This is a genomic window from Thiobacter subterraneus, from assembly GCF_055379455.1.
This window is the reverse complement of sequence record NZ_AP042402.1, coordinates 649,334-671,802: the sequence shown is the minus strand read 5'-3', so window position 1 is coordinate 671,802 and position 22,469 is coordinate 649,334. Positions and strand designations below refer to the sequence as shown.

Sequence of the window (22,469 nt, the reverse complement as noted above, 5' to 3'; positions counted from 1 at the left end):
TCACGGGGTGACTTTTACCGGCAGGCCGAGCCGCTGGCGAATCTCCTCGCCCCAAGCCTCCAGCCAGGGAGCGGGCAGGGCGGACAGCCGCGGCGCCTCCGGTTGCAGGGAGGGGCGTGCCAGGCCGTAGAGCAGCACGCCCTGGATGCTCACCCCCTTCTCCAGGGCCTGGGCGAGGAAATCCAGGTAGGCCTGGCGCTCGCCGACGGCGGGCGGTTCGCCGTCCAGGGCGAACACGCAGGTCTGGATCCAGGTCGGGCACAGGCCGGCCGCCGTGGCGAGATTTCCGAGGGTCCGGGCCGGGGTCTGATCCGTTCCGTTGATGCGCCGGATGCCTTCGCGCGTGGCGGCATCGAGCTTGAACCAGACCTCGCCGCCCAGTTCCGCCATGCGGGCGAGCCCCGCCTGCACACCCGCCCGGTGCACGAGGCTTCCGTTGGTGATGAGCACCAGCCGGATGGCCCCCACCAGTCCGAAGCCAGCCATCACCCGGCCCACACATTCGATGGCTCCCGGAAACGCCCGCGCGCTGGTGGGCTCGCCATTGCCCGAGAGGGCGATGTCATTGAGCCGGCGCGCTCCTTCCGGCACCCTTTCCTCCATGAACCGGCCGTGCAGGATGTCCTGAAGCAGGGTGCGCAATTCCGTCTCCAGCAGGGCGAGGTCGGTGGGCGGTGCCGAGCCTCGGGTGAGATTGGGAACCTGACAGTAAATGCAGCGCCAGTTGCAGGCATTGTTGGGGTTGAGATTGATGCCCACCGAGACGCCGCCCGCGCGGCGCGACACCACGGGGTAGACATAGGTCATGCCGGCGGCGTCGCGCCGGTGGTCGGTCGTGGAAAGGGGGGGCTGCGTCATGGGCTCATTGTACCGGCTGCGGGCGCAGTGCCCGGGAAAGGTCGGCCGCGGCGGCCCGGGGCCGCACCGCGCCGAGCCCGGCACCGGGCGCGCAAGGCGAGGAAAAATCTGGGATAATCGCGCCCTTCCTTGCTGGACCCGCCATGCTCATCACCCGCAGAATCGAGTTCGATGCCGGTCACCGGATTCCCCATCACAAGAGCCAGTGCCGGCATCTGCACGGCCACCGCTATGCGCTGGAAATCACCCTTTCCGGGGACATCATCACCACCGAAGGCGTGTCCGAACAGGGCATGGTGATGGACTACGGTGACGTCAAGCGCATCGCCATGGAGCGCCTGGTGCAGGCCTGGGACCATGCCTTCCTGGTCTGGCGCGGCGACACCGTGGTGCGCCAGTTCCTGGAAAGCCTGCCGGGGCACAAGACCGTGGTGCTGGACAGCGTGCCCACGGCAGAAAACCTGGCGGCGGAGGCCTTCCGCATCCTGGACGAGGCCTATGTGGACGTGTTCGGCAATCACCTGCGGCTGGAGCGGGTCCGCATTTACGAAACCCCCAACAACTGGGCCGACGCAGTGCGCGGCCAAATTTGAAAAAAGGACAGCCCCATGAATCTGGACAAGGTCACCTCCGGCCGGGATGTGCCGAACGACGTCAACGTCATCATCGAGATTCCCCAGCACGGGGAGCCGATCAAGTATGAGGTGGACAAGGAAACCGGCGCCATGTTCGTGGACCGTTTCATGTCCACCGCCATGCGCTATCCCTGCAACTACGGCTACATTCCCCACACCCTGTCCGAGGACGGCGATCCCGTGGACGTGCTGGTGGTCACGCCGGTGCCCCTCATTACCGGGGTCGTGGTGCGTTGCCGCCCGGTGGGCATGCTGAAGATGGTCGACGAGTCCGGGATCGATGCCAAGGTCATTGCCGTGCCCGTGGACAAGCTGTGCGGCCTGTATCGCCAAATCGAGAAACCCGAGGATTTCCCGCCGCTGCTGCTGGCGCAGATCAGCCACTTCTTCGAGCACTACAAGGACCTGGAGCCCAACAAGTGGGTCAAGGTGGAAGGCTGGGTGGGACCCGAGGCGGCCAAGGCCGAAATCGTCGCAGGGGTTGAGCGTTACCAGCAGGCTTCCCCCAAGCCCAACTTCTGAGGGGGCGCGGCGCAAACCGCCGTCACGGCCAGGCGACCGGCCTGCATCAAACGGGCAGGGGCGGGGAGCGGCGGCCGCCTCCACACCGTTCCGGAAATGGCGTTTCCTGCGGGCGCGCAAGCGTGCGCCGCCAGGGCGCCTGCGCGGGCCGGGCTTACTGCCCGAAGAACTCCCGCACCTTGTCCATCCAGCGCTTGGCGCGCGGGTTGTTTTCCTCGCCGCGGCTGATGGCTTCCAGCTCGCGCAGCAGTTCCTTCTGGCGTGCATTGAGATTGACCGGGGTTTCCACCACCACGTGGCAGTAGAGATCGCCCGGTGCATGGCTGCGCACGCCCCTGATGCCCTTGCCGCTCAGGCGGAACACCCGCCCGCTCTGGGTGCCTTCCGGAATCTTGATGCGGGCGTGACCGTCCAGGGTGGGAATCTCGAGTTCCCCGCCCAGGGCGGCGGTGGTGAAACTGATGGGCATTTCGCAGTGCAGGTCGTTGCCGTCGCGCTTGAAGACCGGGTGCTCCTTGAGATGCACCACCACGTACAGGTCGCCCGGCGGACCGCCGTTGATGCCGGCTTCCCCCTCCCCGGCGAGGCGGATGCGGTCGCCCTCGTCCACGCCGGCGGGAATCTTCACCGCCAGCGTCTTGTGTTTCTTGACCCGTCCCGCGCCGTGACAGTCGCGGCAGGGCTCGGCAATGGTCTTGCCGCTGCCGTGGCAGGTGGGGCAGGTCTGCTGGATGGAGAAGAAGCCCTGCTGCATGCGCACCTGGCCGTGACCGCCGCACATGGAGCAGGTCAGGGGCTGGGTGCCGGGCCTGGCCCCGCTGCCGCCGCAGGTGGGGCAGGTTTCCATGGTGGGGACGCGGATGCGGGTTTCCGTGCCGCGTGCGGCCTCCTCCAGGGTGATCTCCAGGTTGTAGCGCAGGTCGGCCCCGCGGTAGACGTTGCTGCGCCGCCCGCCACCGAACAGGTCGCCGAAGATGTCTGCAAAGGCGTCGGCGAAGCCCCCGAAGCCGTGCTGGAAGCCGCCGCCCAGGTTGGGATCCACACCGGCATGACCGTAGTGGTCGTAGGCCGCGCGCTTGTTGGGGTCGCTGAGGGTCTCGTAGGCTTCCTTGACTTCCTTGAACTTTTCCTCCGCCTCCTTGTTGCCCGGATTACGGTCCGGGTGGTATTTCATGGCCAGTTTGCGGTAGGCCTTCTTGATTTCGTCTTCGGAGGCGTCGCGGCCGACGCCGAGCACTTCGTAGTAGTCGCGTTTTGACATGGGTCAGTGAAGGGCAAGCGGTTGGCAGTGGGCAGTAAACGCAAAAAAGCGGTGGCGGGTGGTCCCGCTCACCGCTGCCTGCTTCCGGCTCACTTGTCCTTGACTTCCTCGAACTCGGCGTCCACCACGTCCTCGTCCGCCTTGGCACCCCCGCCGGCCTTGCCGGAGGCCTGCCCACCGCCCGCGGCCTGCTGCTGGCCATACATCTGCTCGGCCAGCTTGTGCGAGGCCTGGGCCAGGGCGTTCATCCGGGCCTGGATGGCGTCCTTGTCGTTGCCCTTGATGGCTTCCTCGGCGTCCTTGATCGCGGCCTCGATCTTGGCCTTCTCGTCGGCGCCGATCTTGTCGCCCTGTTCAGCGAGGGTCTTTCTCACCGAGTGGATGAGCTGGTCGCACTGGTTGCGCGCCTCCACCAGCTCGCGCTGCTTGTGATCCTCGGCGGCGTGCGCCTCGGCATCTTTCAGCATGCGCTGGATTTCCTCCTCGGTCAGACCGGAGTTGGCCTTGATGGTGATCTTGTTCTCCTTGCCGGTCGCCTTGTCGCGGGCGGACACGTGCAGGATGCCGTTGGCGTCGATGTCGAAGGTCACCTCGATCTGCGGCACGCCGCGCGGTGCGGGCGGAATACCCTCCAGGTTGAACTGGCCGAGGCTCTTGTTGCCCGCCGCCATTTCCCGCTCACCCTGCAGCACGTGGATGGTCACCGCGGTCTGGTTGTCATCCGCCGTGGAGAACACCTGGGTGGCCTTGGTGGGGATGGTGGTGTTCTTGGGGATGAGCACCGTCATCACGCCGCCCAGCGTTTCGATGCCCAGGGAGAGGGGCGTGACGTCGAGCAGCAGCACGTCCTTCACCTCGCCCTGCAGCACGCCGGCCTGGATCGCGGCGCCGATGGCCACTGCCTCGTCCGGGTTCACGTCACGCCGCGGCTCCTTGCCGAAGAACTCCTTCACCTTTTCCTGCACCTTGGGCATGCGCGTCTGGCCGCCGACCAGGATCACGTCGTCGATGTCGGAGATCTTGATGCCCGCATCCTTGATGGCGATCTTGCACGGCTCGATGGTGCGCTCGATGAGATCTTCCACCAGGCTTTCGAACTTGGCCCGGGTGATCTTCACGTTGAGGTGCTTGGGACCGCTTGCGTCCGCCGTGATGTAGGGCAGGTTCACCTCGGTCTGCTGGGCGGAGGACAGTTCGATCTTGGCCTTTTCCGCCGCTTCCTTCAGGCGCTGCAGGGCAAGCATGTCCTTGCGCAGGTCGATGCCCTGTTCCTTCTTGAACTCGTCAGCCAGGTAGTCGATCAGGCGCTGGTCGAAGTCTTCGCCGCCCAGGAAGGTGTCGCCATTGGTGGACAGCACCTCGAACTGGTGCTCGCCTTCCACTTCCGCGATTTCGATGATGGAAATGTCGAAGGTGCCGCCGCCCAGGTCATACACCGCGATCTTGCGGTCGCCTTCCTTCTTGTCCAGACCGAAGGCCAGCGCCGCCGCGGTGGGCTCGTTGATGATCCGCTTCACCTCCAGGCCGGCAATGCGCCCCGCGTCCTTGGTGGCCTGACGCTGGGAGTCGTTGAAGTAGGCCGGCACGGTGATCACGGCCTCCGTCACCGGCTCGCCCAGATAGGCTTCGGCGTCGCGCTTGAGCTTGCGCAGCACCTGGGCCGACACCTCGGGCGGTGCCATCTTCTTGCCCCGCACTTCCACCCACGCATCGCCGTTGTCGGCCTTCACGATCTTGTAGGGCACCAGACTGATGTGCTTCTGCACCGAGGCCTCGTCATAGCGGCGGCCGATCAGGCGCTTGACGGCGAACAGGGTGTTCTGCGGGTTGGTGACCGCCTGACGCTTGGCCGGCGCACCCACCAGGATCTCGCCGTCTTCCGTGTAGGCGACGATGGAGGGTGTGGTGCGTGCACCCTCGGAATTCTCGATGACCTTGGGCTTGCCCCCCTCCATGATGGCCATGCAGGAGTTGGTGGTACCGAGGTCAATGCCGATGATCTTTCCCATGATGTTTTCCTTTTGCAGTGGTCTCGAAATACGGTTACCGGCTAAATGGGGGCTTGAGGCGCGCTTTCAACCCGAAGCCGCCCCCTGTTTCAGTCCTGTTTGGCCTTGGCCACGGTCACCAGGGCCGGGCGCAGCAGGCGCTCGTGGAGCTGGTAGCCCTTCTGCATCACCGTGGTGACGGTGTTGGGCTCCTGTTCCGACTCCACCATGGCCATGGCCTGATGCAGATTGGGGTCGAATTTCGCGCCGGCCGGGTTGACTTCCTGGATGTGGAACTTTTCGAACACCCGGTTGAGCTGTTTCAGCGTGAGCTCCACGCCCTCACGCAGGCTCTCCACGGAGGCGTTCTCCACCGCAAGGGCCATCTCCAGGGCGTCCTTGACCGGCAAAAGCTCCCGGGCGAAGGATTCGATGGAGAACTTGCGTGCCTTTTCCACCTCCTCGGCGCTGCGGCGGCGCACGTTCTCGGTTTCCGCCTTGGCGTACATCCAGGCGTCGTAGTGTTCCTGGGCCTTGCGCTCCGCCTCCCGCAGCATTTCCTCGAGGCTGGGCATCACTTCCGGTGCGGGATGGGCGGCGGGTTCGTTTTGGGTCGCTTCGGTTTGGTCTTGCTTCTGCGTCTGGGTGGTTTCCTGATCGGACATGGGTTCCTCCAAGGGTTCCGATCGCGTATGGGGGCGGCTGGCCCCATTTCAAGAGGGGGGGCACCCCGGTGAGGCGCGGGGCGCGCCGGCCTCCCGGGCCCCCCTGCAGGGGCGGTGACCCGAGGGGGATCCCGGACAGGCGCCGGCCCGATGGACAATCCGGGTTAGATCTTTACGTCGACCTGCTGCACCGTGCCGGCACTGCCGGCCTCGGTGAGATAGAAACTGCTGGTGCGCAGCCAGCCACCGGCCGTCTCGAAGGGGGTGGCGATGCGCCCCAGATGGATGGCGCCGACCCCTGCCTGGGCCAGGGGCAGCACCCAGTCGCCCTGGGCAGTCCGGTTGAACAGCAGCAGCCGGCGGAAGACCGGGTCGGCCTCATCGATGAAGCCGTTGCCGTCCGCGTCGAAGCCTGCCAGTTCGGCAAAGCCGTCACCGCTGGCGGGGCCGAACAGTTCGCGCCCGTCCGTGATCCGGCCGTCACCGTTGCGGTCCAGGGCCAGGAAGGCGCTGCCGGCGGCCAGGAAGGGCATGGCCTCGGTCTGCCCATCCCCATCCAGGTCGAAGGCGAACCGTCCCTCCGTGAGCTGGGCGCTGGTTCCCGCGAAATTGAGGACGAGGGGGTCCTTGGCGGCGACCTCCTCGCCCATCCCGACGCGCAGGGACAGGCGCTCGGCTTCCTCCCGCGCGAGGGAAAACGCCACCTGGACCGCGATCTCGCGCCCGTCACGGGTGCGTACCAGGGCCCGGGCCTGGAACGTCACCTGCTCCTTGAGCTGCCGTTCGGCGTCCAGTTCATAGCGCAGGCTAAAGGAGGGCCCGGCGGCTGCGCCTTCGGCAGGGGTCGCCTCGGAGCGGGCTGGCGTGTCCTGGGAAACAGGGCGCAGGCGGCACACGCAGCGGCCCGTCAGGCGTTCCAGCAGGGCGATGAGCAGGGTCACGCGCGGGTCCCGGGCGGCTTCGTCACCGGCCTTGCGGATCTGCTCGGCCGCTGCCGCCGCCCGGCCGCCGTCCGACAGATCCACCCGGTCGGGCGTCCCGGCGGCACGCCCCGGCACGGCTTGCACGCTCAGCCGTTCCCGCATGGTGAAACGCTCGGTCCGTTCATGGCGGGCCGCGAGATCGACCCAGGCCTGCTCCACGCGCATCGCAGCTCTCCGTTCACGGGGGGATGGAGGGAATTAACGGTAGAACGGCGCGGCCCTTGAGGCAGGGCGGCCCTACTGGGCCGCACCCAGGGCCAGGGCACGGGTACGGGAGGCCTCGGCCGCGCGGGCCGCCCGGTCTGGCGCCTCGTCGAGCCAGCCCGCGAGATGGCCCAGGGTCAGGTCGGCAAGCGCCCGGATGAAGTCCGGCCGGTCGTTGGGGCAGGGGATGTAGTGGAACTCACGACCGCCGGCGGCGAGAAAGGCGGTCTTGGCCTCGACGGCGATTTCCTCCAGGGTTTCCAGGCAGTCGGCGACGAAGCCGGGGCAGATGACGTCCACCCGGCCGACGCCCTGGCGGGCCAGGGCCTCCAGGGTGGGCTGGGTGTAGGGCTTGAGCCACTCGGCGCGGCCGAAGCGGGACTGGAAGGTCACCTGCCAGGCGTCGGCGGCAAGCCCCAGGTTTTCCGCCAGCAGGCGCGCGGTCTTCTGGCATTCGCAGTGGTAGGGGTCGCCCTTTTCCAGGGTGAAGCGGGGCACCCCGTGGAAGCTCATGATGAGCCGGTCCGGCCGGCCATGGGCGGCCCAGTGGGCGCGCACCGATTCCGCCAGGGTGGCGATGTAGCCCGGATGGTCGTGGAAATGCTTGACGAGGCGCAGCTCGGGCGGGTTGCGCAGCCGCTGCAGGGTGGCCGCCACCGCATCGAACACGCTGCCGGTGGAACTGGCGGCGTACTGGGGGTAGAGGGGCAGCACCAGCAGCCGGTCGCAGCCGGCCGCCTTGAGCCGGAGGATCCCCTGTTCCACCGACGGTTCGCTGTAGCGCATGGCGTAATCCACCACCAGGGGCGTGCGGGTGCGCTCGCCAAGATACCCCTTGAGCAGTGTCGCCTGCCGCTTGGTGTGGACGAGCAGGGGTGACCCCTCCGGCGTCCAGATGCTGGCGTATTTCTGGGCCGACTTGCGCGGGCGGGTGTTGAGGATGATGAGATGGAGAATGGGCCACCAGACGGCCCGGGGAATCTCGATCACCCTTGGATCGGACAGGAACTGGCGCAGATACGGCCGCAGGGCCGCCGCCGTGGGGGCGGCGGGGGTGCCCAGGTTGACCAGGAGCACGCCGACGCGGGGAACCGTGCCGTGGCGATAGGGGGGTTCCGGCAGATAATGCATCAGTGATAGGAAAGGGCGCTGGACAGCAGCTTGGCCGTGATGTCCACGATGGGGATGACGCGGTCGTAGGCCATGCGCGTCGGGCCGATCACCCCCACCGTGCCCACCACTTGCCCGTTCACCTCGTAGGGCGCGGTGACCAGACTGCATTCGTCCAGGGGCATGACGCCGGACTCGCCACCGATGAAGATCTGCACGCCCTGACTCTGCTGCCCCAGGGCCAGCAGCTGCATGAGCTCGGTCTTCTGCTCGAAGATGGAGAACAGGCGTTTGAGCCGGTCCAGGTTGGCCGACAGATCCTGAACCTCCAGGAGCTTGCCCTCACCGGACAGCACGCACTGGCCTTCCGCTTCCGAAAGGGCCGCGCTGCCGGCCTCCAGCGCCGCGGTCATCAGGGCGGTGACGTCCTGGCGCAGGGCCTTGAGTTCGTCCTGAATGGTCTGCTTCACCTCGTCCAGGGTGCGGCCGGCATAGTTCTGGTTGAAGAAATTGGCGGCTTCTGTGAGTTCCGCCGCGGTGTAAGCCTTGGCGGGAATGAGGATGCGGTTTTGCACGTTGCCGTCCGTGGCGACCAGGATCATCAGGATGCGCCGCTCCGACAGGCTCAGGAATTCGATATGGCGTACCGCGGTGCTGCGCTTGGGCGCCATCACCACACCGGCGAAATGGGTGAGGTCCGACAGCAGGCGCGAGGCGGAGGCGATCAGGCGCTGGGGATCCGAGGTGTCCAGCTTGCTCTCCAGCGCCTGCACGGCCTGGCTCGGCAGCGGCTGCACCGTGAGCAGGCTGTCCACGAACAGGCGGTAGCCCCGCGGCGTGGGGATGCGCCCCGCCGAGGTGTGGGGGCTGGTGACGAAGCCCAGTTCCTCCAGGTCGGCCATCACGTTGCGGATGGTCGCGGGGGACACGTCCAGCCCGGAATAACGGGACAGGGTGCGCGACCCCACGGGCTGGCCTTCCGCAATGTAGCGTTCCACCAGGGTCTTGAGCAGGACGAGGGAGCGCTTGTCGAGCATGGTCACGATTCTACCGATTCCTGACCCGTTATGAAGTTCCATCGACGCCGCCCGCTGCCGCCCGGACAAAGCGTGGGGCCACCGCTATAATTTCGGCATCATGCGCTTCCCTTTCAAGACCGCGGCCCTGGTGGGCAAGTACAACAGCAGGGAGATCGGCAGCGCCCTGCTGCGCCTGGCGGACCACCTGTCACAGCGGGGGCTGCGTGTCATCATCGCCACCCAGACCGCGGAACGGGTGGGTATTGCCGGCTTCGAGACCGCGACCCTGTCCGAGATCGGCCATATCGCCGACCTGGTGGTGGTGTTCGGCGGCGACGGCACCATGCTTTCCATTGCGCGCATCCTGGCGCCCCATGACGTTTCGGTGGTGGGCGTAAACCAGGGGCGGCTGGGCTTTCTCACCGACGTCTCCCTCGACACCATGATCCAGACCCTGGACGAGATGCTGGCGGGGGAGTTCGTGGTGGAAGATCGCTTTTTGCTGGATGCGGTGATCAAACGCAACGGCGAAATCCTCCACGAAGCCCGTGCCTTCAACGACGTGGTGGTGTCCAAGGGGGCGGCGGGGCGGCTCATCGAGCTGGAGGTGTTCATCGACGGCCAGTTCGTGTACAGCCAGCGCTCCGACGGCCTGGTGATCGCTTCCCCCACGGGCTCCACGGCCTACGCCCTGTCGGCGGGCGGCCCCATCCTCCATCCCACCCTGGAGGCCATCGCCCTCGTGCCCATCTGCCCCCACACCCTGTCCAACCGGCCCATCGCCGTGAACAGCCACTCCCAGGTGGAGGTGCTGATCGTCCATGCCGACGACTGTTGCGCCAACCTGGATGGCCAGCACCGGCTGGACCTCAAGGTGGGCGACCGGGTGCAGGTGAGTGGATCCATGGAAACGGTGCGCCTGCTCCATCCCAAGGGCCACAGCTATTACGACATGCTGCGCCAGAAACTGCACTGGGGGGAAAAGCTGTGAGGCACACCGGTCTTCTCGGGGGCGACGGCTGACCGTGCTGGTCCATCTTTCCGTCCGCGATTTCGTCATCGTCGACCGGGTCGAGCTGGATTTCGAGCCCGGTTTCACCGTGCTCACCGGCGAGACCGGTGCCGGCAAGTCCATCCTCATCGACGCCCTGGCCCTGGTGCTGGGCGACCGCGCCGATGCTTCCGTGGTGCGGCAGGGCTGTGCCCGGGCCGAGATCGCCGCCCAGTTCGACATTTCCCGGGAGCAGGAACTCCTCGAGTGGCTGGCGGCCCACGACCTGACAGGCGACGAAGGTCTGTGCCTGCTGCGCCGGGTGGTGGATGCTTCGGGCCGCTCCCGTGCCTTCATCAATGGCCATGCGGCGACCCTGCAGCAGCTGCGCGAGGTGGGGGAGCGGCTGGTGGACATCCATGGCCAGCATGCCCACCAGAGCCTGCTCAGGCCGGCGGCCCAGCGTGCCTTGCTGGATGGCTACGCGGCGCTGGATGTGCTGGCCGGCCTGGTGGCCGACCTGTACCGGGACTGGCAGGAAATCCGCCGGCAGCGGCAGCTGGCGGAACGGGATGCGGCGCAGCTCGCCCGGGAACGGGAAGAGCTGGAATGGCAGGTGAAGGAGCTCGAGGCGCTCCAATTCAGCGAGGAGGAGTGGGCTGCGCTTAAGGCGGAACACAGCCGGCTGGCCCATGCCGCCAGTCTCATCGAAGGCGCGCGGGAGGCGGTGGAACAGCTCTCCGAGAGCGATCTGTCGCTGCTGTCCCAGCTGGCCGGCGTGATCGACCGGCTGCAGCAGCTGCGGCAATACGACCCGGCCCTGGAAGAAGTGCTGGCCATCCTGGAGCCGGCGGAAATCCAGTTGCGCGAGGCGGCCTATGCCTTGAACCACTATCGCCAGCGGCTGGACCTGGACCCCGAACGCCTCGCGGAGTGCGAGGCGCGGCTGGAAGCCATCCACCGGGCGGCACGCAGGTTCCGCGTCACCCCGGACCGCCTGCCGGCGCTGCTGGAAGGCGCGCGCGAGCGGCTGGCCGAGCTGGCGCAGGCCGGGGATGCCGCTGCCCTGGCCCAGCGCGAGGACGCGCTTAAGGCACGCTATCGTGCCGAGGCGGAAAAACTCAGCGCGGAACGGGCCAAGGCCGCGGCGGAGCTCTCCCGCAAGGTAACCCAGACCCTGCAGACCCTGGCCATGGCAGGCGCGCGCTTCGAGGTGGCGCTGGTGCCGGCGCCGGAGGCAGGCAGCTTCGGTCTGGAGAACGTGGAGTTCCGGGTGGCGGCCCATGCCGGGGCGGCGTTGCGCCCCCTCGCCAAGGTGGCCTCCGGTGGCGAGCTCTCCCGCATCAGCCTGGCCATCCAGGTGGTCGCGGCGGACGTGACGCCGGTGCCCACCCTCATCTTCGACGAGGTGGACGTGGGCATCGGCGGGGGGGTGGCCGAGATCGTCGGCGCCCTCCTCAAGCGGCTGGGGGAAAGCCGGCAGGTGCTGTGCATCACCCATCTGCCCCAGGTGGCGGCGCAAGGCGACCATCACCTCCGGGTGTGGAAGGAGACGCGGGACGGGGCGACCGTCTCCCGCATCGCCCCCCTGGACCGGGACGCACGGGTGGAGGAAATCGCGCGCATGCTGGGGGGTGTGGACATCACGGACACCACACGCGCCCACGCCGCGGAGATGCTCGACCGCTGATGGAAGGGCTTCGCCGCGCCGGGCCCGCACCAGGCCTGGGCCGAAAACGGGCTCGCATGCGGTCGCGCCCCATCGCGGCTGAAACCGCGGCCACTGGGCCTGCGGGATCCTTAAGCGCTTTCCTAGCGCCGGTAGGGACAGTTTTCCTTGGTGCAGTCGGCGTAGATGTAGAGGGAGTGTTCGTGGATGGAGAAGCCCCGCTCCCGGGCGATTCTTTCCTGACGCTTTTCGATTTCCGCGTCGTAGAACTCCTCCACCCGTCCGCACTGCATGCACACCAGATGGTCGTGATGTCCCCCCTGGTTCAGCTCGAACACCGCCTTGCCGCTTTCGAAATGGTGGCGGATCAATAGCCCGGCCTGTTCGAACTGGGTGAGCACACGGTAGATGGTGGCCAGCCCGATGTCCGCGTCGCCCTGCTGCAGCAGCATGCGGTAAACGTCCTCGGCGGTGAGATGGCGGACCTCACTGGTCTCGAACAGGCTGAGAATCTTCAGGCGGGGCAGGGTGGCCTTGAGCCCGGCGTTCTTGAGTTCCCTGGGATCGCTCATGGGTATGTCCGGCAAGCACTGACCGCTCAGATGATAGGCCGTTTGCCCGGCGGCTGCCAGCCGGCGTGCTGCCCAGGGCGGGGGCGAGCCGCTATAATGGCCGCTTTCACTGCGGGCCTTCCCCATGCGGCGCATTGCTTTGCTCTCGGTTTTGTGGCTGGCGGGCTGTTCGCTCACGTCCATTGCCCCCGAACCCTACAAGGTGGAAATCCAGCAGGGCAACGTCATCACCCAGGACATGGTGGCCCGCCTGGCACCCGGCATGACCCGTGCCCAGGTGCGCTTCCTGCTGGGTTCGCCGCCCATCACCGATCCCTTCCACGCCAACCGCTGGGACTACGTGTACCGCCTGGCCAAGGGCGGCAAACTCATGGAGGAACGCAAGCTCACGCTGTTTTTCGAAAACGACCAGCTCGTGCGGGTGGCCGGGGACGTGGTGCCGCTCACCGCCGAAGACCGGGCCCAGGCGGAGAAGCAGCCCGTGCGGGGCGTCAATGAGATCGTGCTGTCAAAGGCCGATCCCGATGCGCCGCCGGCGCCGGCCCCGGAGGAGAAGGGCTTTTTCGGTCGCATGCTGGAGAAAATCGGTTTCTGACCAACCCGAACCGGCCGGGCCGTCTGCCGGTGCCGGTTCTTCACCGAACGGATGGATTCATGCTCAACGTCGCCATTGCCGGCGCCTCCGGCCGCATGGGCCGGGCCCTCATCGAGGCCGTCACCCAGGCCGCGGACCTGCGCCTGAGCGCCGCCCTGGAACGGCCCGGCAGCCCCTTTGCCGGACGGGATGCCGGCGAGCTGGTGGGCACGCCCTGTGGGGTGACCGTGCGCACCGACCCGGAAGCGGCGCTGGCCGGCAGCCAGGTGCTCATCGACTTCACGCGGCCGGAAGGCACGCTCAAGCACCTCGCCCTGTGCCGGGACCGGGGCATCGCCATGGTGATCGGCACCACGGGCTTTGCGCCCGAGCAGAAGACCCTGATCCGGGAGGCCGCCGAGGAGATCGGCATCGTGTTCGCGCCCAACATGAGCGTGGGCGTGAACGTGGTGCTCAAGCTGCTGGACATGGCCGCACGGGTTCTGGCCGAAGGCTACGACGTGGAGATCATCGAGGCCCACCACCGGCACAAGGTGGATGCGCCCTCTGGCACGGCCCTGCGCATGGGTGAAGTGGTGGCCGCGGCGCTGGGGCGCGATCTCGCCCAGTGCGCGGTGTATGGGCGGGAGGGTGTGACCGGCGAGCGCCTGCCCAGCACCATCGGCTTCGCCACGGTGCGCGGCGGCGACATCGTGGGCGATCACACCGTGCTGTTCGCCGGCATCGGCGAGCGCATCGAGATCACCCACAAGGCCTCCAGTCGCGCCACCTTCGCCATGGGGGCGCTGCGCGCGGCGCGGTTCCTGGCCGACCATCCGCGCGGCCTGTACGACATGCAGGACGTCCTGGGTCTGCGCTAGGGCGGGAAGGGACGAGCCGGGGCGTGCGCGCCCGTCGCGTTGTCAGTCCCTGTCACAATCCGGTATAATTCCGACGCTTCGGGAAGCGGGGAAGGCGCATGGCCTTTCCCGCTTCTTGTGTATCTGGTACTGGAGTTTGCCCGTGTCCACGCCCGCCCCCGCCCTGCTCGTTCTCGCCGACGGGACCGTTTTCCGGGGTGTCTCCATTGGCGCCGAGACGGTCACCACCGGCGAGGTGGTGTTCAACACGGGCATGACGGGCTACCAGGAAATCCTCACCGATCCTTCCTACACACGCCAGATCGTCACCCTGACCTACCCCCACATCGGCAACGTGGGGGTCAATCCCGAAGACGAGGAGGCCGACCGCATCTACGCCGCGGGTCTGGTGATCCGCGATCTGTCCCTGCGGCCGAGCAGCTGGCGCAGCCGGGAGGATCTCGGCTCCTATTTGCGCCGGCACGGCGTGCCCGCCATTGCCGGCATCGACACGCGTAGGCTCACCCGCATCCTGCGCGAGAAGGGTGCCCAGAACGGCTGCCTGATGGCGGGCGAGGTGGACGAGGTGCGCGCCCTCGACATGGCACGCGCCTTCCCGGGTCTGGCAGGCATGGATCTGGCCCGGGTGGTGAGCTGCCGCGCGCCCTATGAATGGGACGAGCAGACCTGGGTGCGGGGCGTGGGCCATCCCCGCCTGGAGGCGCCCAGGCACCACGTGGTGGCCTACGACTACGGCGTGAAGCGCAACATCCTGCGCATGCTGGCGGCGCGGGGTTGCCGGGTGACGGTGGTCCCGGCGCAGACCCCGGCGCAGGAGGTGCTCGCCCTCAAGCCCGATGGGGTGCTGTTGTCCAACGGGCCCGGCGATCCCGAACCCTGCGACTACGCCATCCGCGCCATCCGCACCCTGCTGGAAGTACAGATGCCCATCTTCGGCATCTGTCTTGGGCATCAGCTGCTCGCGCTGGCCTCCGGTGCGCGGACCGTGAAGATGAAATTCGGCCACCATGGGTCCAATCATCCGGTCCAGGATCTGGACACCCGGCGCGTCCTGATCACCAGCCAGAACCATGGCTTCGCCGTGGATGCGGATACCCTGCCTGCCCATTTGCGGCCCACCCACGTGTCCCTGTTCGATGGCAGCCTGCAGGGCATCGCGCGCACCGATGTGCCGGCCTTCAGCTTCCAGGGACATCCGGAGGCCAGCCCCGGGCCCCATGACGTGGGTTATCTGTTCGACCGCTTCGTGAGCATGATGCAGGAGCGAAACAAAGCATGACGCGCAAAGGTCGCGGAGGACGCGGGCAGTGCGCCTTTCCTCCCCGTTCCTGGTGCTGAAGACAGCTATGCCCAAACGTACCGACATCCACAGCATCCTCATCATCGGCGCCGGCCCGATCATCATCGGCCAGGCCTGCGAGTTCGACTATTCCGGCGCCCAGGCCTGCAAGGCGCTGAAGGAGGAGGGCTACAAGGTCATCCTGGTCAACTCCAACCCGGCCACCATCATGACCGACCCGGGGATGGCGGACGTGACCTACATCGAACCCATCACCTGGCAGGTGCTGGAAAAGATCATCGAGCGGGAACGTCCGGATGCGCTGCTACCCACCATGGGCGGTCAGACCGCGCTCAACTGTGCCCTGGATCTGGCCAAGCATGGGGTGCTGGACAAATACGGGGTGCAGATGATCGGGGCCTCCCGGGAGGCCATCGACAAGGCGGAGGACCGCGAGAAGTTCAAGCAGGCCATGGAGCGCATCGGGCTGCAGTGCCCGCGCGCGGCCATCGCCCATTCCATGGAGGAAGCCCTGCAGGTGCAGGCCATGGTGGGCTTCCCCACCATCATCCGGCCGTCCTTCACCATGGGGGGCACCGGTGGCGGCATCGCCTACAACATGGAGGAGTTCGTCGCCATCTGCGAACGCGGCCTGGAGGCGTCACCCACCCGGGAGCTGCTGATCGAGGAATCGGTGATCGGCTGGAAGGAATACGAGATGGAGGTGGTGCGGGACAAGAACGACAACTGCATCATCGTCTGCTCCATCGAGAACTTCGACCCCATGGGGGTGCACACCGGCGATTCCATCACGGTGGCGCCGGCCCAGACGCTCACCGACAAGGAATACCAGATCATGCGCGACGCCTCGCTGGCGGTGCTGCGTGAGATCGGTGTGGAGACCGGTGGCTCCAACGTCCAGTTCGGGGTGAATCCCAAGGACGGGCGCATGGTGGTGATCGAGATGAACCCGCGCGTGTCCCGGTCCTCGGCGCTGGCTTCCAAGGCCACGGGTTTTCCCATCGCCAAGATCGCCGCCAAGCTGGCGGTGGGCTATACCCTGGACGAGCTCAAGAACGACATCACCGGTGGCCGGACCCCGGCCTCCTTCGAGCCGTCCATCGACTACGTGGTCACCAAGATTCCACGTTTCGCCTTCGAGAAATTCAAGCAGGCCAACGACCGCCTCACCACCCAGATGAAATCCGTGGGCGAGGTGATGGCCATCGGCCGCACCTTCCAGGAATCGCTGCAGAAGGCCCTGCGCGGGCTGGAGACCGGCGCCGACGGCCTGGACGAGAAGACCAGCGACCCCGACACCCTGGAAGCGGAACTGGGCAACCCGGGGGCGGAGCGCATCTGGTACATCGCCGATGCCTTCCGCTGGGGCATGCCCTTCGAGGAAATCCAGCAGCTCACCCACATCGATCCCTGGTTCCTGGCGCAGATCGAGGACCTGGTGCGGCGCGAGGAGGCGCTCCGGGGGCGCAGCCTCGATTCCCTGTCCCGGGACGAGCTGTGGGAGCTGAAGCGGCGCGGTTTTTCCGACCGGCGTCTGGCGCGTCTGCTGGGCACCGACCAGCACGCGGTGCGGGCGCGGCGCTGGGCGCTGGGCATCCACCCGGTTTACAAGCGGGTGGATACCTGCGCCGCCGAGTTCGCCACGGACACGGCCTACCAGTACTCCACCTACGAGGAGGAGTGCGAGGCCAACCCCACCAGCCGGGACAAGATCATGGTGCTGGGCGGCGGTCCCAACCGCATCGGCCAGGGCATCGAGTTCGACTACTGCTGCGTGCATGCGGCGCTGGCCATGCGCGAGGACGGCTTTGAAACCATCATGGTCAACTGCAATCCGGAGACCGTGTCCACTGACTACGACACCTCGGACCGTCTCTATTTCGAGCCGCTCACGCTGGAGGACGTGCTGGAGATCGTGCGGGTGGAAAAGCCCAAGGGCGTCATCGTCCAGTTCGGCGGCCAAACACCCCTCAAGCTCGCCCGCGATCTGGAGGCCAACGGTGTGCCCATCATCGGTACCACGCCCGATGCCATCGACTGCGCCGAGGACCGGGAGCGTTTCCAGCGACTGCTGCACGAGCTGGGGCTCAGGCAGCCGCCCAACCGCACTGCGCGCAGCGCCGAGGAGGCGCTCAGGCTGGCGGAGGAGATCGGCTATCCGCTGGTGGTGCGGCCTTCCTACGTGCTGGGCGGCCGCGCCATGGAAATCGTGCACGAAGCCGCCGACCTGGAACGCTACATGCGTGAGGCGGTGAAGGTGTCCAACGATTCGCCGGTGCTGCTGGACCGCTTCCTCAACGATGCCATCGAGGTGGACGTGGATGCGGTGTGCGACGGACGCGACGTGCTCATCGGCGGCATCATGGAACACATCGAGGAGGCAGGCGTGCATTCCGGCGATTCCGCCTGCTCGCTGCCGCCCTTCAGCCTGAGCCAGAAAATCCAGGACGAGCTGCGCAACCAGACCGTGAAACTGGCGCGCGCGCTCAACGTGGTCGGGCTGATGAACATCCAGTTCGCCATCCAGAACGACACCATCTACGTGCTGGAGGTCAATCCGCGTGCCTCGCGCACCGTGCCCTTCGTGTCCAAGGCCTGCGGCCTGCCCCTGGCCAAGATCGCGGCGCGCTGCATGGCCGGCAAGAGCCTGAAGGAGCAGGGCGTGGAAAAGGAAGTGGTGCCGCCCTACTACTCGGTGAAGGAGGCCGTGTTCCCCTTCGTCAAGTTCCCGGGTGTGGACCCCATGCTGGGACCGGAAATGAAGTCCACCGGCGAGGTGATGGGCATTGCCGCCACTTTCGGCGAGGCGTTCGTCAAGTCCCAGCTTGCGTCGGGTACCCGGCTTCCCACCGGCGGCAAGGTGTTCATCAGCGTCAAGCCCCAGGACAAGGTCAAGTCCATCGAGGTGGCGCGCAAACTGGCGGAGCTGGGCTTTTCCCTGTGTGCCACCCGGGGAACCGCCGCGGTGCTGCAGGGCGCGGGCTTGGCGGTGCAGGTCGTGAACAAGGTGCCGGAGGGTCGCCCGCACATCGTGGACATGATCAAGAACCGCGAAATCGCCATGATCATTAACAGCGTGGAGGACAAGCGCGCGATCCAGGATTCGGCAGCCATCCGGGCCGCCGCGCTCGCCCACCGCGTCACCTACTTCACAACGCTTTCGGGCGCGCGCGCCGCTGTCACCGGCATGCAGCACATGCGCGAACTGACCGTGTTCGACCTGCAGGGCCTGCACGCCCGCCTGAAACAGGGTGCGTAAGCCGCCCCCTTGTCTAAGGAGTACGCAATAATGAGCAAGATCCCGCTGACCGTCACCGGCGCCGAGAAACTGCGCGCCGAACTGCATCACCTCAAGACTGTGGAACGCCCGGCCGTCATCAGCGCCATCGCGGAGGCGCGCGCCCACGGCGACCTGTCGGAGAACGCCGAGTACGATGCGGCCAAGGAACGTCAGAGCTTCATCGAGGGACGCATCGCCGAGCTGGAGGGCAAGCTGGCCAACGCCCAGATCATCGATCCCAAGCTGCTGGATGCGGAGGGGAACGTGGTGTTCGGCGCCACGGTGGATCTGGAGGATCTGGAAACCGGCCAGAAGGTGACCTACCAGATCGTCGGCGATGACGAGGCGGACCTGCGCCAGGGCAAGATTTCCATCAGCTCGCCCATCGCCCGCGCCCTGATCGGCAAGTTTCCGGGCGACGTGGCGGAGGTGCAGGCGCCGGGTGGCGTGCGCGAATACGAAATCCTGGACGTGCGCTACATCTAGACCGGCGGCCGGATACCCGCCCCTGCCATGAACAATTTCCAGAAACTGGCCGCCATCGCCGCGGTGCTGTGGGTGGGCAGCCTGTGGGCGATCGGCTTCATCGCCGCGCCGACGCTGTTCTCCAGCCTCTCCGACCGTCAGCTCGCGGGCATGCTCGCGGGCCGCATGTTCACCGTCACGGCCTACCTGGGTATGGCCTGCGGTGCCTACCTAATCCTGTACCGGATCATCAGCCACGGTGTGGCGGCCTTCAGGCAGCTGGTATTCTGGGTGGTGTTCGTCATGCTCCTGCTCACCCTCATCGGTCACTTCGGCATCCAGCCCGTTCTCGAGGCACTCAAGCTGCAGGGCGGCGCGGCGCAGGTGATGCAGGGTGTGGTGGCCGACCGCTTCGCCCGCTGGCACGGTATCGCCAGCGTGCTGTTCGTCATCCAGAGTGTGCTGGGGCTGGTGCTGGTGTTGCGCAGCCGCTGAAGCCGCCGTCAGGCCGGCAGCACCAGACGGGGTGTGGCGGCCGGACGGTAGATGACCAGGATCTTGCCGATGTGTTGCACCGGTGCCGCGCCCAGGGTTCCGCAGATGGTTTCCAGAAGCCGGGCGCGCGTTGCCCGGTCTTCTCCCGCCACCTTGATCTTGATCAGCTCGTGGGCCTTGAGGCTCGCGTCGATTTCCTTGAGCACGGCCTCTGACAGGCCGGCCTCGCCCAGCAGGACCACCGGGGACAGACCATGGGCCTGCGCACGCAGGAAGCGACGCTGGGCGGAGGTAAGGGACAACATCGTGGTTTCGTGGGATGCGCGGAAAGCGCGCCAGTCTACCGCATGAAGCGCAGCAAGACCAGCAAGGCCTGGATGACCGAGCACGTCACCGACCCATACGTCCGGGAGGCTAAGCGGCTCGGCTACCGCTCGCGGGCGGCATTCAAGCTCCTGGAAATCGACGCCCGCGACCACCTGCTGAAACCCGGTGCGCTGGTGGTGGATCTGGGGGCCGCCCCGGGGGGCTGGAGTCAGGTGGCGGCAGGCAGGGTGGGCCCGGCCGGCCGTGTCCTGGCGCTGGACCTGCTGGAGATGGCGCCCCTGGCCGGGGTGGAGTTCATCCAGGGCGATTTCACCGAGGAGGCGGTGCTCGCGGCGCTGGAACGGCGCCTGGCAGGGCGCCGGGCCGACCTTGTAATGTCCGACATGGCGCCCAATATCAGCGGCATCGGCATCGCCGACCAGGCGAGAAGCCAGCATCTGGCGGAACTGGCCATGGATTTCGCGCTGCAATGGCTCAAACCCGATGGGGTCTTTCTGGTAAAACTTTTCCAGGGATCCGGGTTCGAAGACTTCGTGCGCGAGGCGCGGCGGCGGTTCAGGCAGGTCGCGCTGCGCAAGCCGCAGGCCTCCCGCCCGCGCAGCCGGGAGGTGTACCTCCTGGCGCGGCAGCCGCGCGGCGACGCCTGAGCGTCCCACGGGGCGGGGAATGGGTTTAGAATGGGTCGCACAGCCGGTCCGGTTTTTTGTCTAGCGGGGTGTTCTCTTGAATAACGTGTTCAAAACCGTCGCCATCTGGCTCATCATCGGCATGGTGCTGATGATGGTGTTCCAGCAGTTCGGCCAGCGGCGCGTGGTCGCCAGCCACATGGAGTTCTCGACCTTCGTCCAGGAGATGAAGGCCGGGGCCATCGAGCGCGTCCAGCTCGAGGGCAATACCATAAAGGGCCGGCGTACCGACGGCACCACCTTCACCAGCTATGCGCCGTCCAATTACCTATGGCTGGTGGACGACCTGCTCAAATACAACGTGCGCGTCGACGCCAAACCGCCCGAGGAACCGTCGATGCTCACCAGCATCTTCATTTCCTGGTTCCCGATGCTGCTGCTGATCGGCGTCTGGATCTTCTTCATGCGCCAGATGCAGGGTGGAGGCAAGGGCGGCGCCTTCTCCTTCGGCAAGAGCCGCGCGCGCATGCTGGACGAGTCGGCCAATACGGTGACCTTCGCCGATGTCGCCGGCTGCGACGAGGCCAAGGAGGAGGTGGCCGAACTGGTGGAATTCCTGCGTGATCCGGGCCGCTTCCAGAAACTGGGCGGGCGCATTCCCCGCGGCGTGCTCATGGTGGGCTCGCCCGGTACCGGCAAGACGCTGCTCGCCAAGGCCATCGCCGGCGAGGCGAAGGTGCCGTTCTTCTCCATCTCCGGTTCGGACTTCGTCGAGATGTTCGTCGGCGTGGGTGCCGCGCGCGTGCGCGACATGTTCGAACAGGCCAAGAAGAACGCCCCCTGCATCATCTTCATCGACGAGATCGACGCCGTGGGCCGGCAGCGCGGTGCGGGCCTCGGCGGCGGCAATGACGAGCGCGAGCAGACCCTGAACCAGCTCCTGGTGGAGATGGACGGCTTCGAGGCCAATTCCGGCGTGATCGTGATCGCCGCCACCAACCGGCCGGACGTGCTGGACCCGGCGCTGCTGCGCCCGGGCCGGTTCGACCGGCAGGTGGTGGTGCCGCTGCCGGACATCCGCGGCCGCGAGCAGATCCTTCTGGTGCACATGCGCAAGGTGCCCATTGCGCCGGACGTGCGCGCCGATGTGCTGGCGCGGGGTACGCCCGGCTTCTCGGGCGCGGACCTGGCCAATCTGGTCAACGAGGCGGCCCTGTTCGCTGCCCGCGCCAACAAGCGCCTGGTGGACATGGAGGACTTCGAGCGCGCCAAGGACAAGATCATCATGGGCACGGAGCGCAAGTCCATCGTCATGCCGGAACACGAGCGCCGGAACACCGCCTATCACGAGGCGGGTCATGCCGTGGTGGCCAAGCTCCTGCCCAAGACTGATCCGGTGCACAAGGTCACCATCATCCCGCGCGGGCGCGCGTTGGGCGTGACCATGCAGCTGCCCACCGAAGACCGCTACAGCATGGACCGGGACACCATCCTGCAGAACATCGCCGTGCTGTTCGGCGGGCGCATCGCGGAAGAGGTGTTCATGAATCAGATGACCACCGGTGCGTCCAACGACTTCCAGCGTGCCACGGAGCTCGCACGGCGCATGGTGACCGAGTGGGGCATGTCCGAGAACCTGGGCACCATGGTCTATGGCGAGAACGAGGGTGAGGTCTTCCTGGGGCGGTCCATCACCACCCACAAGAACGTCTCGGAAGCCACCATGCAGAAGGTGGATGCGGAGATCCGCCGCATCATCGACCAACAATATGCGCTGGCGCGCCGGCTGATCGAGGAAAACCGGGACAAGGTGGAAATGATGGCCCAGGCCCTGCTGGAATGGGAGACCATCGACGCCGACCAGGTCAACGACATCATGGAAGGCCGCGCGCCGCGTCCGCCCAAGCCCGTGACCCCGGTGTCCACGCCGGCCGACAAGGCCCCGCCCAGCGCCGCGGCGCCCACCACCAAGCCGGCCGAGGAAGCATAAGGCAGTTGCAAGTTCCAAGATTCAAGTTGCAAGCCGGAAACGAGAAGTCGGGCC

20 protein-coding genes and 1 pseudogene are annotated in these 22,469 nt (G+C 66.7%); 12 read left to right on the top strand and 9 right to left on the bottom strand.

The genetic code is table 11. The features are described from left to right. Window positions 1–858, bottom strand: coding sequence for a radical SAM protein (locus ACZ42P_RS03480; protein WP_464898710.1), 858 nt, complete (start codon window positions 856–858; stop codon window positions 1–3). A gap of 143 nt (window positions 859–1,001) precedes the next feature. Here ACZ42P_RS03480 and queD point away from each other — a divergent pair, with 143 nt between their 5' ends. Further along, entirely contained in the window at window positions 1,002–1,451 is a 450-nt protein-coding gene (queD, locus tag ACZ42P_RS03475) for a 6-carboxytetrahydropterin synthase QueD (RefSeq protein ID WP_464898709.1), read from the top strand. Between the two features lie 15 nt (window positions 1,452–1,466). Continuing rightward, the gene (ppa, locus tag ACZ42P_RS03470) at window positions 1,467–2,015 is read left to right on the top strand and encodes an inorganic diphosphatase (protein ID WP_464898708.1); all 549 of its coding nucleotides are present in this window, start codon (window positions 1,467–1,469) and stop codon (window positions 2,013–2,015) included. 154 nt (window positions 2,016–2,169) lie between these two features. Here ppa and dnaJ read toward each other — a convergent pair whose 3' ends face one another. The 6 genes from dnaJ to hrcA form a co-directional block, all read right to left on the bottom strand. Then, on the bottom strand, window positions 2,170–3,276 hold the full coding sequence (gene dnaJ / locus ACZ42P_RS03465; protein ID WP_464898707.1) for a molecular chaperone DnaJ: 1,107 nt from the start codon (window positions 3,274–3,276) through the stop codon (window positions 2,170–2,172). Between the two features lie 89 nt (window positions 3,277–3,365). Beyond that, window positions 3,366–5,285 carry a molecular chaperone DnaK gene (gene dnaK / locus ACZ42P_RS03460; RefSeq protein WP_464898706.1) on the bottom strand — a complete coding sequence of 640 codons (1,920 nt, stop codon included), beginning with the start codon at window positions 5,283–5,285 and terminating at the stop codon, window positions 3,366–3,368. A gap of 89 nt (window positions 5,286–5,374) precedes the next feature. Beyond that, the gene (gene grpE, locus ACZ42P_RS03455) at window positions 5,375–5,929 is read right to left on the bottom strand and encodes a nucleotide exchange factor GrpE (protein ID WP_464898705.1); all 555 of its coding nucleotides are present in this window, start codon (window positions 5,927–5,929) and stop codon (window positions 5,375–5,377) included. A 164-nt stretch (window positions 5,930–6,093) separates the two neighbouring features. Beyond that, window positions 6,094–7,077, bottom strand: a complete 984-nt coding sequence (locus ACZ42P_RS03450; protein ID WP_464898704.1) for a hypothetical protein — start codon at window positions 7,075–7,077, stop codon at window positions 6,094–6,096. 72 nt (window positions 7,078–7,149) lie between these two features. Then, window positions 7,150–8,247, bottom strand: a complete 1,098-nt coding sequence (hemH, locus tag ACZ42P_RS03445) for a ferrochelatase (protein ID WP_464898703.1) — start codon at window positions 8,245–8,247, stop codon at window positions 7,150–7,152. Beyond that, window positions 8,247–9,263, bottom strand: a complete 1,017-nt coding sequence (hrcA, locus tag ACZ42P_RS03440; protein WP_464898702.1) for a heat-inducible transcriptional repressor HrcA — start codon at window positions 9,261–9,263, stop codon at window positions 8,247–8,249. The genes hemH and hrcA overlap by 1 nt, the downstream gene beginning before the upstream one ends. A 100-nt stretch (window positions 9,264–9,363) precedes the next feature. Here hrcA and ACZ42P_RS03435 point away from each other — a divergent pair, with 100 nt between their 5' ends. Beyond that, window positions 9,364–10,236, top strand: a complete 873-nt coding sequence (locus tag ACZ42P_RS03435) for an NAD kinase (protein ID WP_464898701.1) — start codon at window positions 9,364–9,366, stop codon at window positions 10,234–10,236. A 34-nt stretch (window positions 10,237–10,270) separates the two neighbouring features. Continuing rightward, a complete protein-coding gene (recN, locus tag ACZ42P_RS03430; protein WP_464898700.1) occupies window positions 10,271–11,926 on the top strand; it encodes a DNA repair protein RecN in 1,656 nt (551 codons plus the stop codon). 122 nt (window positions 11,927–12,048) lie between these two features. On the opposite strand, the gene fur is transcribed toward recN, so the two are convergent. Then, the gene (gene fur / locus ACZ42P_RS03425; RefSeq protein ID WP_464898699.1) at window positions 12,049–12,477 is read right to left on the bottom strand and encodes a ferric iron uptake transcriptional regulator; all 429 of its coding nucleotides are present in this window, start codon (window positions 12,475–12,477) and stop codon (window positions 12,049–12,051) included. Window positions 12,478–12,601: 124 nt separating this feature from the next. On the opposite strand from fur, the gene ACZ42P_RS03420 reads away from it, so the two are divergent. The 6 genes from ACZ42P_RS03420 (at window position 12,602) to ACZ42P_RS03395 (ending at window position 19,472) form a co-directional block, all read left to right on the top strand. Continuing rightward, window positions 12,602–13,072, top strand: a complete 471-nt coding sequence (locus ACZ42P_RS03420; RefSeq protein ID WP_464898698.1) for an outer membrane protein assembly factor BamE — start codon at window positions 12,602–12,604, stop codon at window positions 13,070–13,072. A 59-nt stretch (window positions 13,073–13,131) separates the two neighbouring features. Further along, window positions 13,132–13,932, top strand: a complete 801-nt coding sequence (gene dapB / locus ACZ42P_RS03415) for a 4-hydroxy-tetrahydrodipicolinate reductase (RefSeq protein ID WP_464898697.1) — start codon at window positions 13,132–13,134, stop codon at window positions 13,930–13,932. A 142-nt stretch (window positions 13,933–14,074) separates the two neighbouring features. Next, window positions 14,075–15,211: a glutamine-hydrolyzing carbamoyl-phosphate synthase small subunit gene (carA, locus tag ACZ42P_RS03410; protein ID WP_464898696.1), complete on the top strand. Its 1,137-nt coding sequence runs from the start codon at window positions 14,075–14,077 to the stop codon at window positions 15,209–15,211. Window positions 15,212–15,278: 67 nt separating this feature from the next. Continuing rightward, window positions 15,279–18,491: a carbamoyl-phosphate synthase large subunit gene (gene carB, locus ACZ42P_RS03405; RefSeq protein WP_464898695.1), complete on the top strand. Its 3,213-nt coding sequence runs from the start codon at window positions 15,279–15,281 to the stop codon at window positions 18,489–18,491. A 30-nt stretch (window positions 18,492–18,521) separates the two neighbouring features. Further along, on the top strand, window positions 18,522–18,998 hold the full coding sequence (gene greA / locus ACZ42P_RS03400) for a transcription elongation factor GreA (protein ID WP_347309035.1): 477 nt from the start codon (window positions 18,522–18,524) through the stop codon (window positions 18,996–18,998). A gap of 27 nt (window positions 18,999–19,025) precedes the next feature. Then, the gene (locus ACZ42P_RS03395) at window positions 19,026–19,472 is read left to right on the top strand and encodes a DUF4149 domain-containing protein (RefSeq protein WP_464898694.1); all 447 of its coding nucleotides are present in this window, start codon (window positions 19,026–19,028) and stop codon (window positions 19,470–19,472) included. Between the two features lie 41 nt (window positions 19,473–19,513). On the opposite strand, the pseudogene yhbY reads toward ACZ42P_RS03395, so the two are convergent. Next, window positions 19,514–19,777 (bottom strand): annotated as a pseudogene (gene yhbY, locus ACZ42P_RS03390) (ribosome assembly RNA-binding protein YhbY); the annotation flags it as partial. A 42-nt stretch (window positions 19,778–19,819) separates the two neighbouring features. Here yhbY and ACZ42P_RS03385 point away from each other — a divergent pair. Next, window positions 19,820–20,446, top strand: coding sequence for an RlmE family RNA methyltransferase (locus ACZ42P_RS03385; RefSeq protein WP_464898693.1), 627 nt, complete (start codon window positions 19,820–19,822; stop codon window positions 20,444–20,446). Window positions 20,447–20,522: 76 nt separating this feature from the next. Beyond that, the gene (gene ftsH, locus ACZ42P_RS03380; RefSeq protein WP_464898692.1) at window positions 20,523–22,415 is read left to right on the top strand and encodes an ATP-dependent zinc metalloprotease FtsH; all 1,893 of its coding nucleotides are present in this window, start codon (window positions 20,523–20,525) and stop codon (window positions 22,413–22,415) included. Window positions 22,416–22,469: the final 54 nt, after the last annotated feature.

Excerpts from the sequence above, each read along its gene's own strand:
- fur (WP_464898699.1), bottom strand. The coding sequence starts at position 12,477 with ATGAGCGATCCCAGGGAACTCAAGAACGCCGGGCTCAAGGCCACCCTG.
- hemH (WP_464898703.1), bottom strand. The coding sequence starts at position 8,247 with ATGCATTATCTGCCGGAACCCCCCTATCGCCACGGCACGGTTCCCCGC.
- ACZ42P_RS03385 (WP_464898693.1), top strand. The coding sequence starts at position 19,820 with ATGAAGCGCAGCAAGACCAGCAAGGCCTGGATGACCGAGCACGTCACC.
- ppa (WP_464898708.1), top strand. The coding sequence starts at position 1,467 with ATGAATCTGGACAAGGTCACCTCCGGCCGGGATGTGCCGAACGACGTC.
- dapB (WP_464898697.1), top strand. The coding sequence starts at position 13,132 with ATGCTCAACGTCGCCATTGCCGGCGCCTCCGGCCGCATGGGCCGGGCC.
- greA (WP_347309035.1), top strand. The coding sequence starts at position 18,522 with ATGAGCAAGATCCCGCTGACCGTCACCGGCGCCGAGAAACTGCGCGCC.
- ACZ42P_RS03480 (WP_464898710.1), bottom strand. The coding sequence starts at position 858 with ATGACGCAGCCCCCCCTTTCCACGACCGACCACCGGCGCGACGCCGCC.
- ACZ42P_RS03420 (WP_464898698.1), top strand. The coding sequence starts at position 12,602 with ATGCGGCGCATTGCTTTGCTCTCGGTTTTGTGGCTGGCGGGCTGTTCG.
- carB (WP_464898695.1), top strand. The coding sequence starts at position 15,279 with ATGCCCAAACGTACCGACATCCACAGCATCCTCATCATCGGCGCCGGC.
- grpE (WP_464898705.1), bottom strand. The coding sequence starts at position 5,929 with ATGTCCGATCAGGAAACCACCCAGACGCAGAAGCAAGACCAAACCGAA.
- ACZ42P_RS03450 (WP_464898704.1), bottom strand. The coding sequence starts at position 7,077 with ATGCGCGTGGAGCAGGCCTGGGTCGATCTCGCGGCCCGCCATGAACGG.
- queD (WP_464898709.1), top strand. The coding sequence starts at position 1,002 with ATGCTCATCACCCGCAGAATCGAGTTCGATGCCGGTCACCGGATTCCC.
- dnaK (WP_464898706.1), bottom strand. The coding sequence starts at position 5,285 with ATGGGAAAGATCATCGGCATTGACCTCGGTACCACCAACTCCTGCATG.
- ACZ42P_RS03395 (WP_464898694.1), top strand. The coding sequence starts at position 19,026 with ATGAACAATTTCCAGAAACTGGCCGCCATCGCCGCGGTGCTGTGGGTG.
- ACZ42P_RS03435 (WP_464898701.1), top strand. The coding sequence starts at position 9,364 with ATGCGCTTCCCTTTCAAGACCGCGGCCCTGGTGGGCAAGTACAACAGC.
- hrcA (WP_464898702.1), bottom strand. The coding sequence starts at position 9,263 with ATGCTCGACAAGCGCTCCCTCGTCCTGCTCAAGACCCTGGTGGAACGC.
- dnaJ (WP_464898707.1), bottom strand. The coding sequence starts at position 3,276 with ATGTCAAAACGCGACTACTACGAAGTGCTCGGCGTCGGCCGCGACGCC.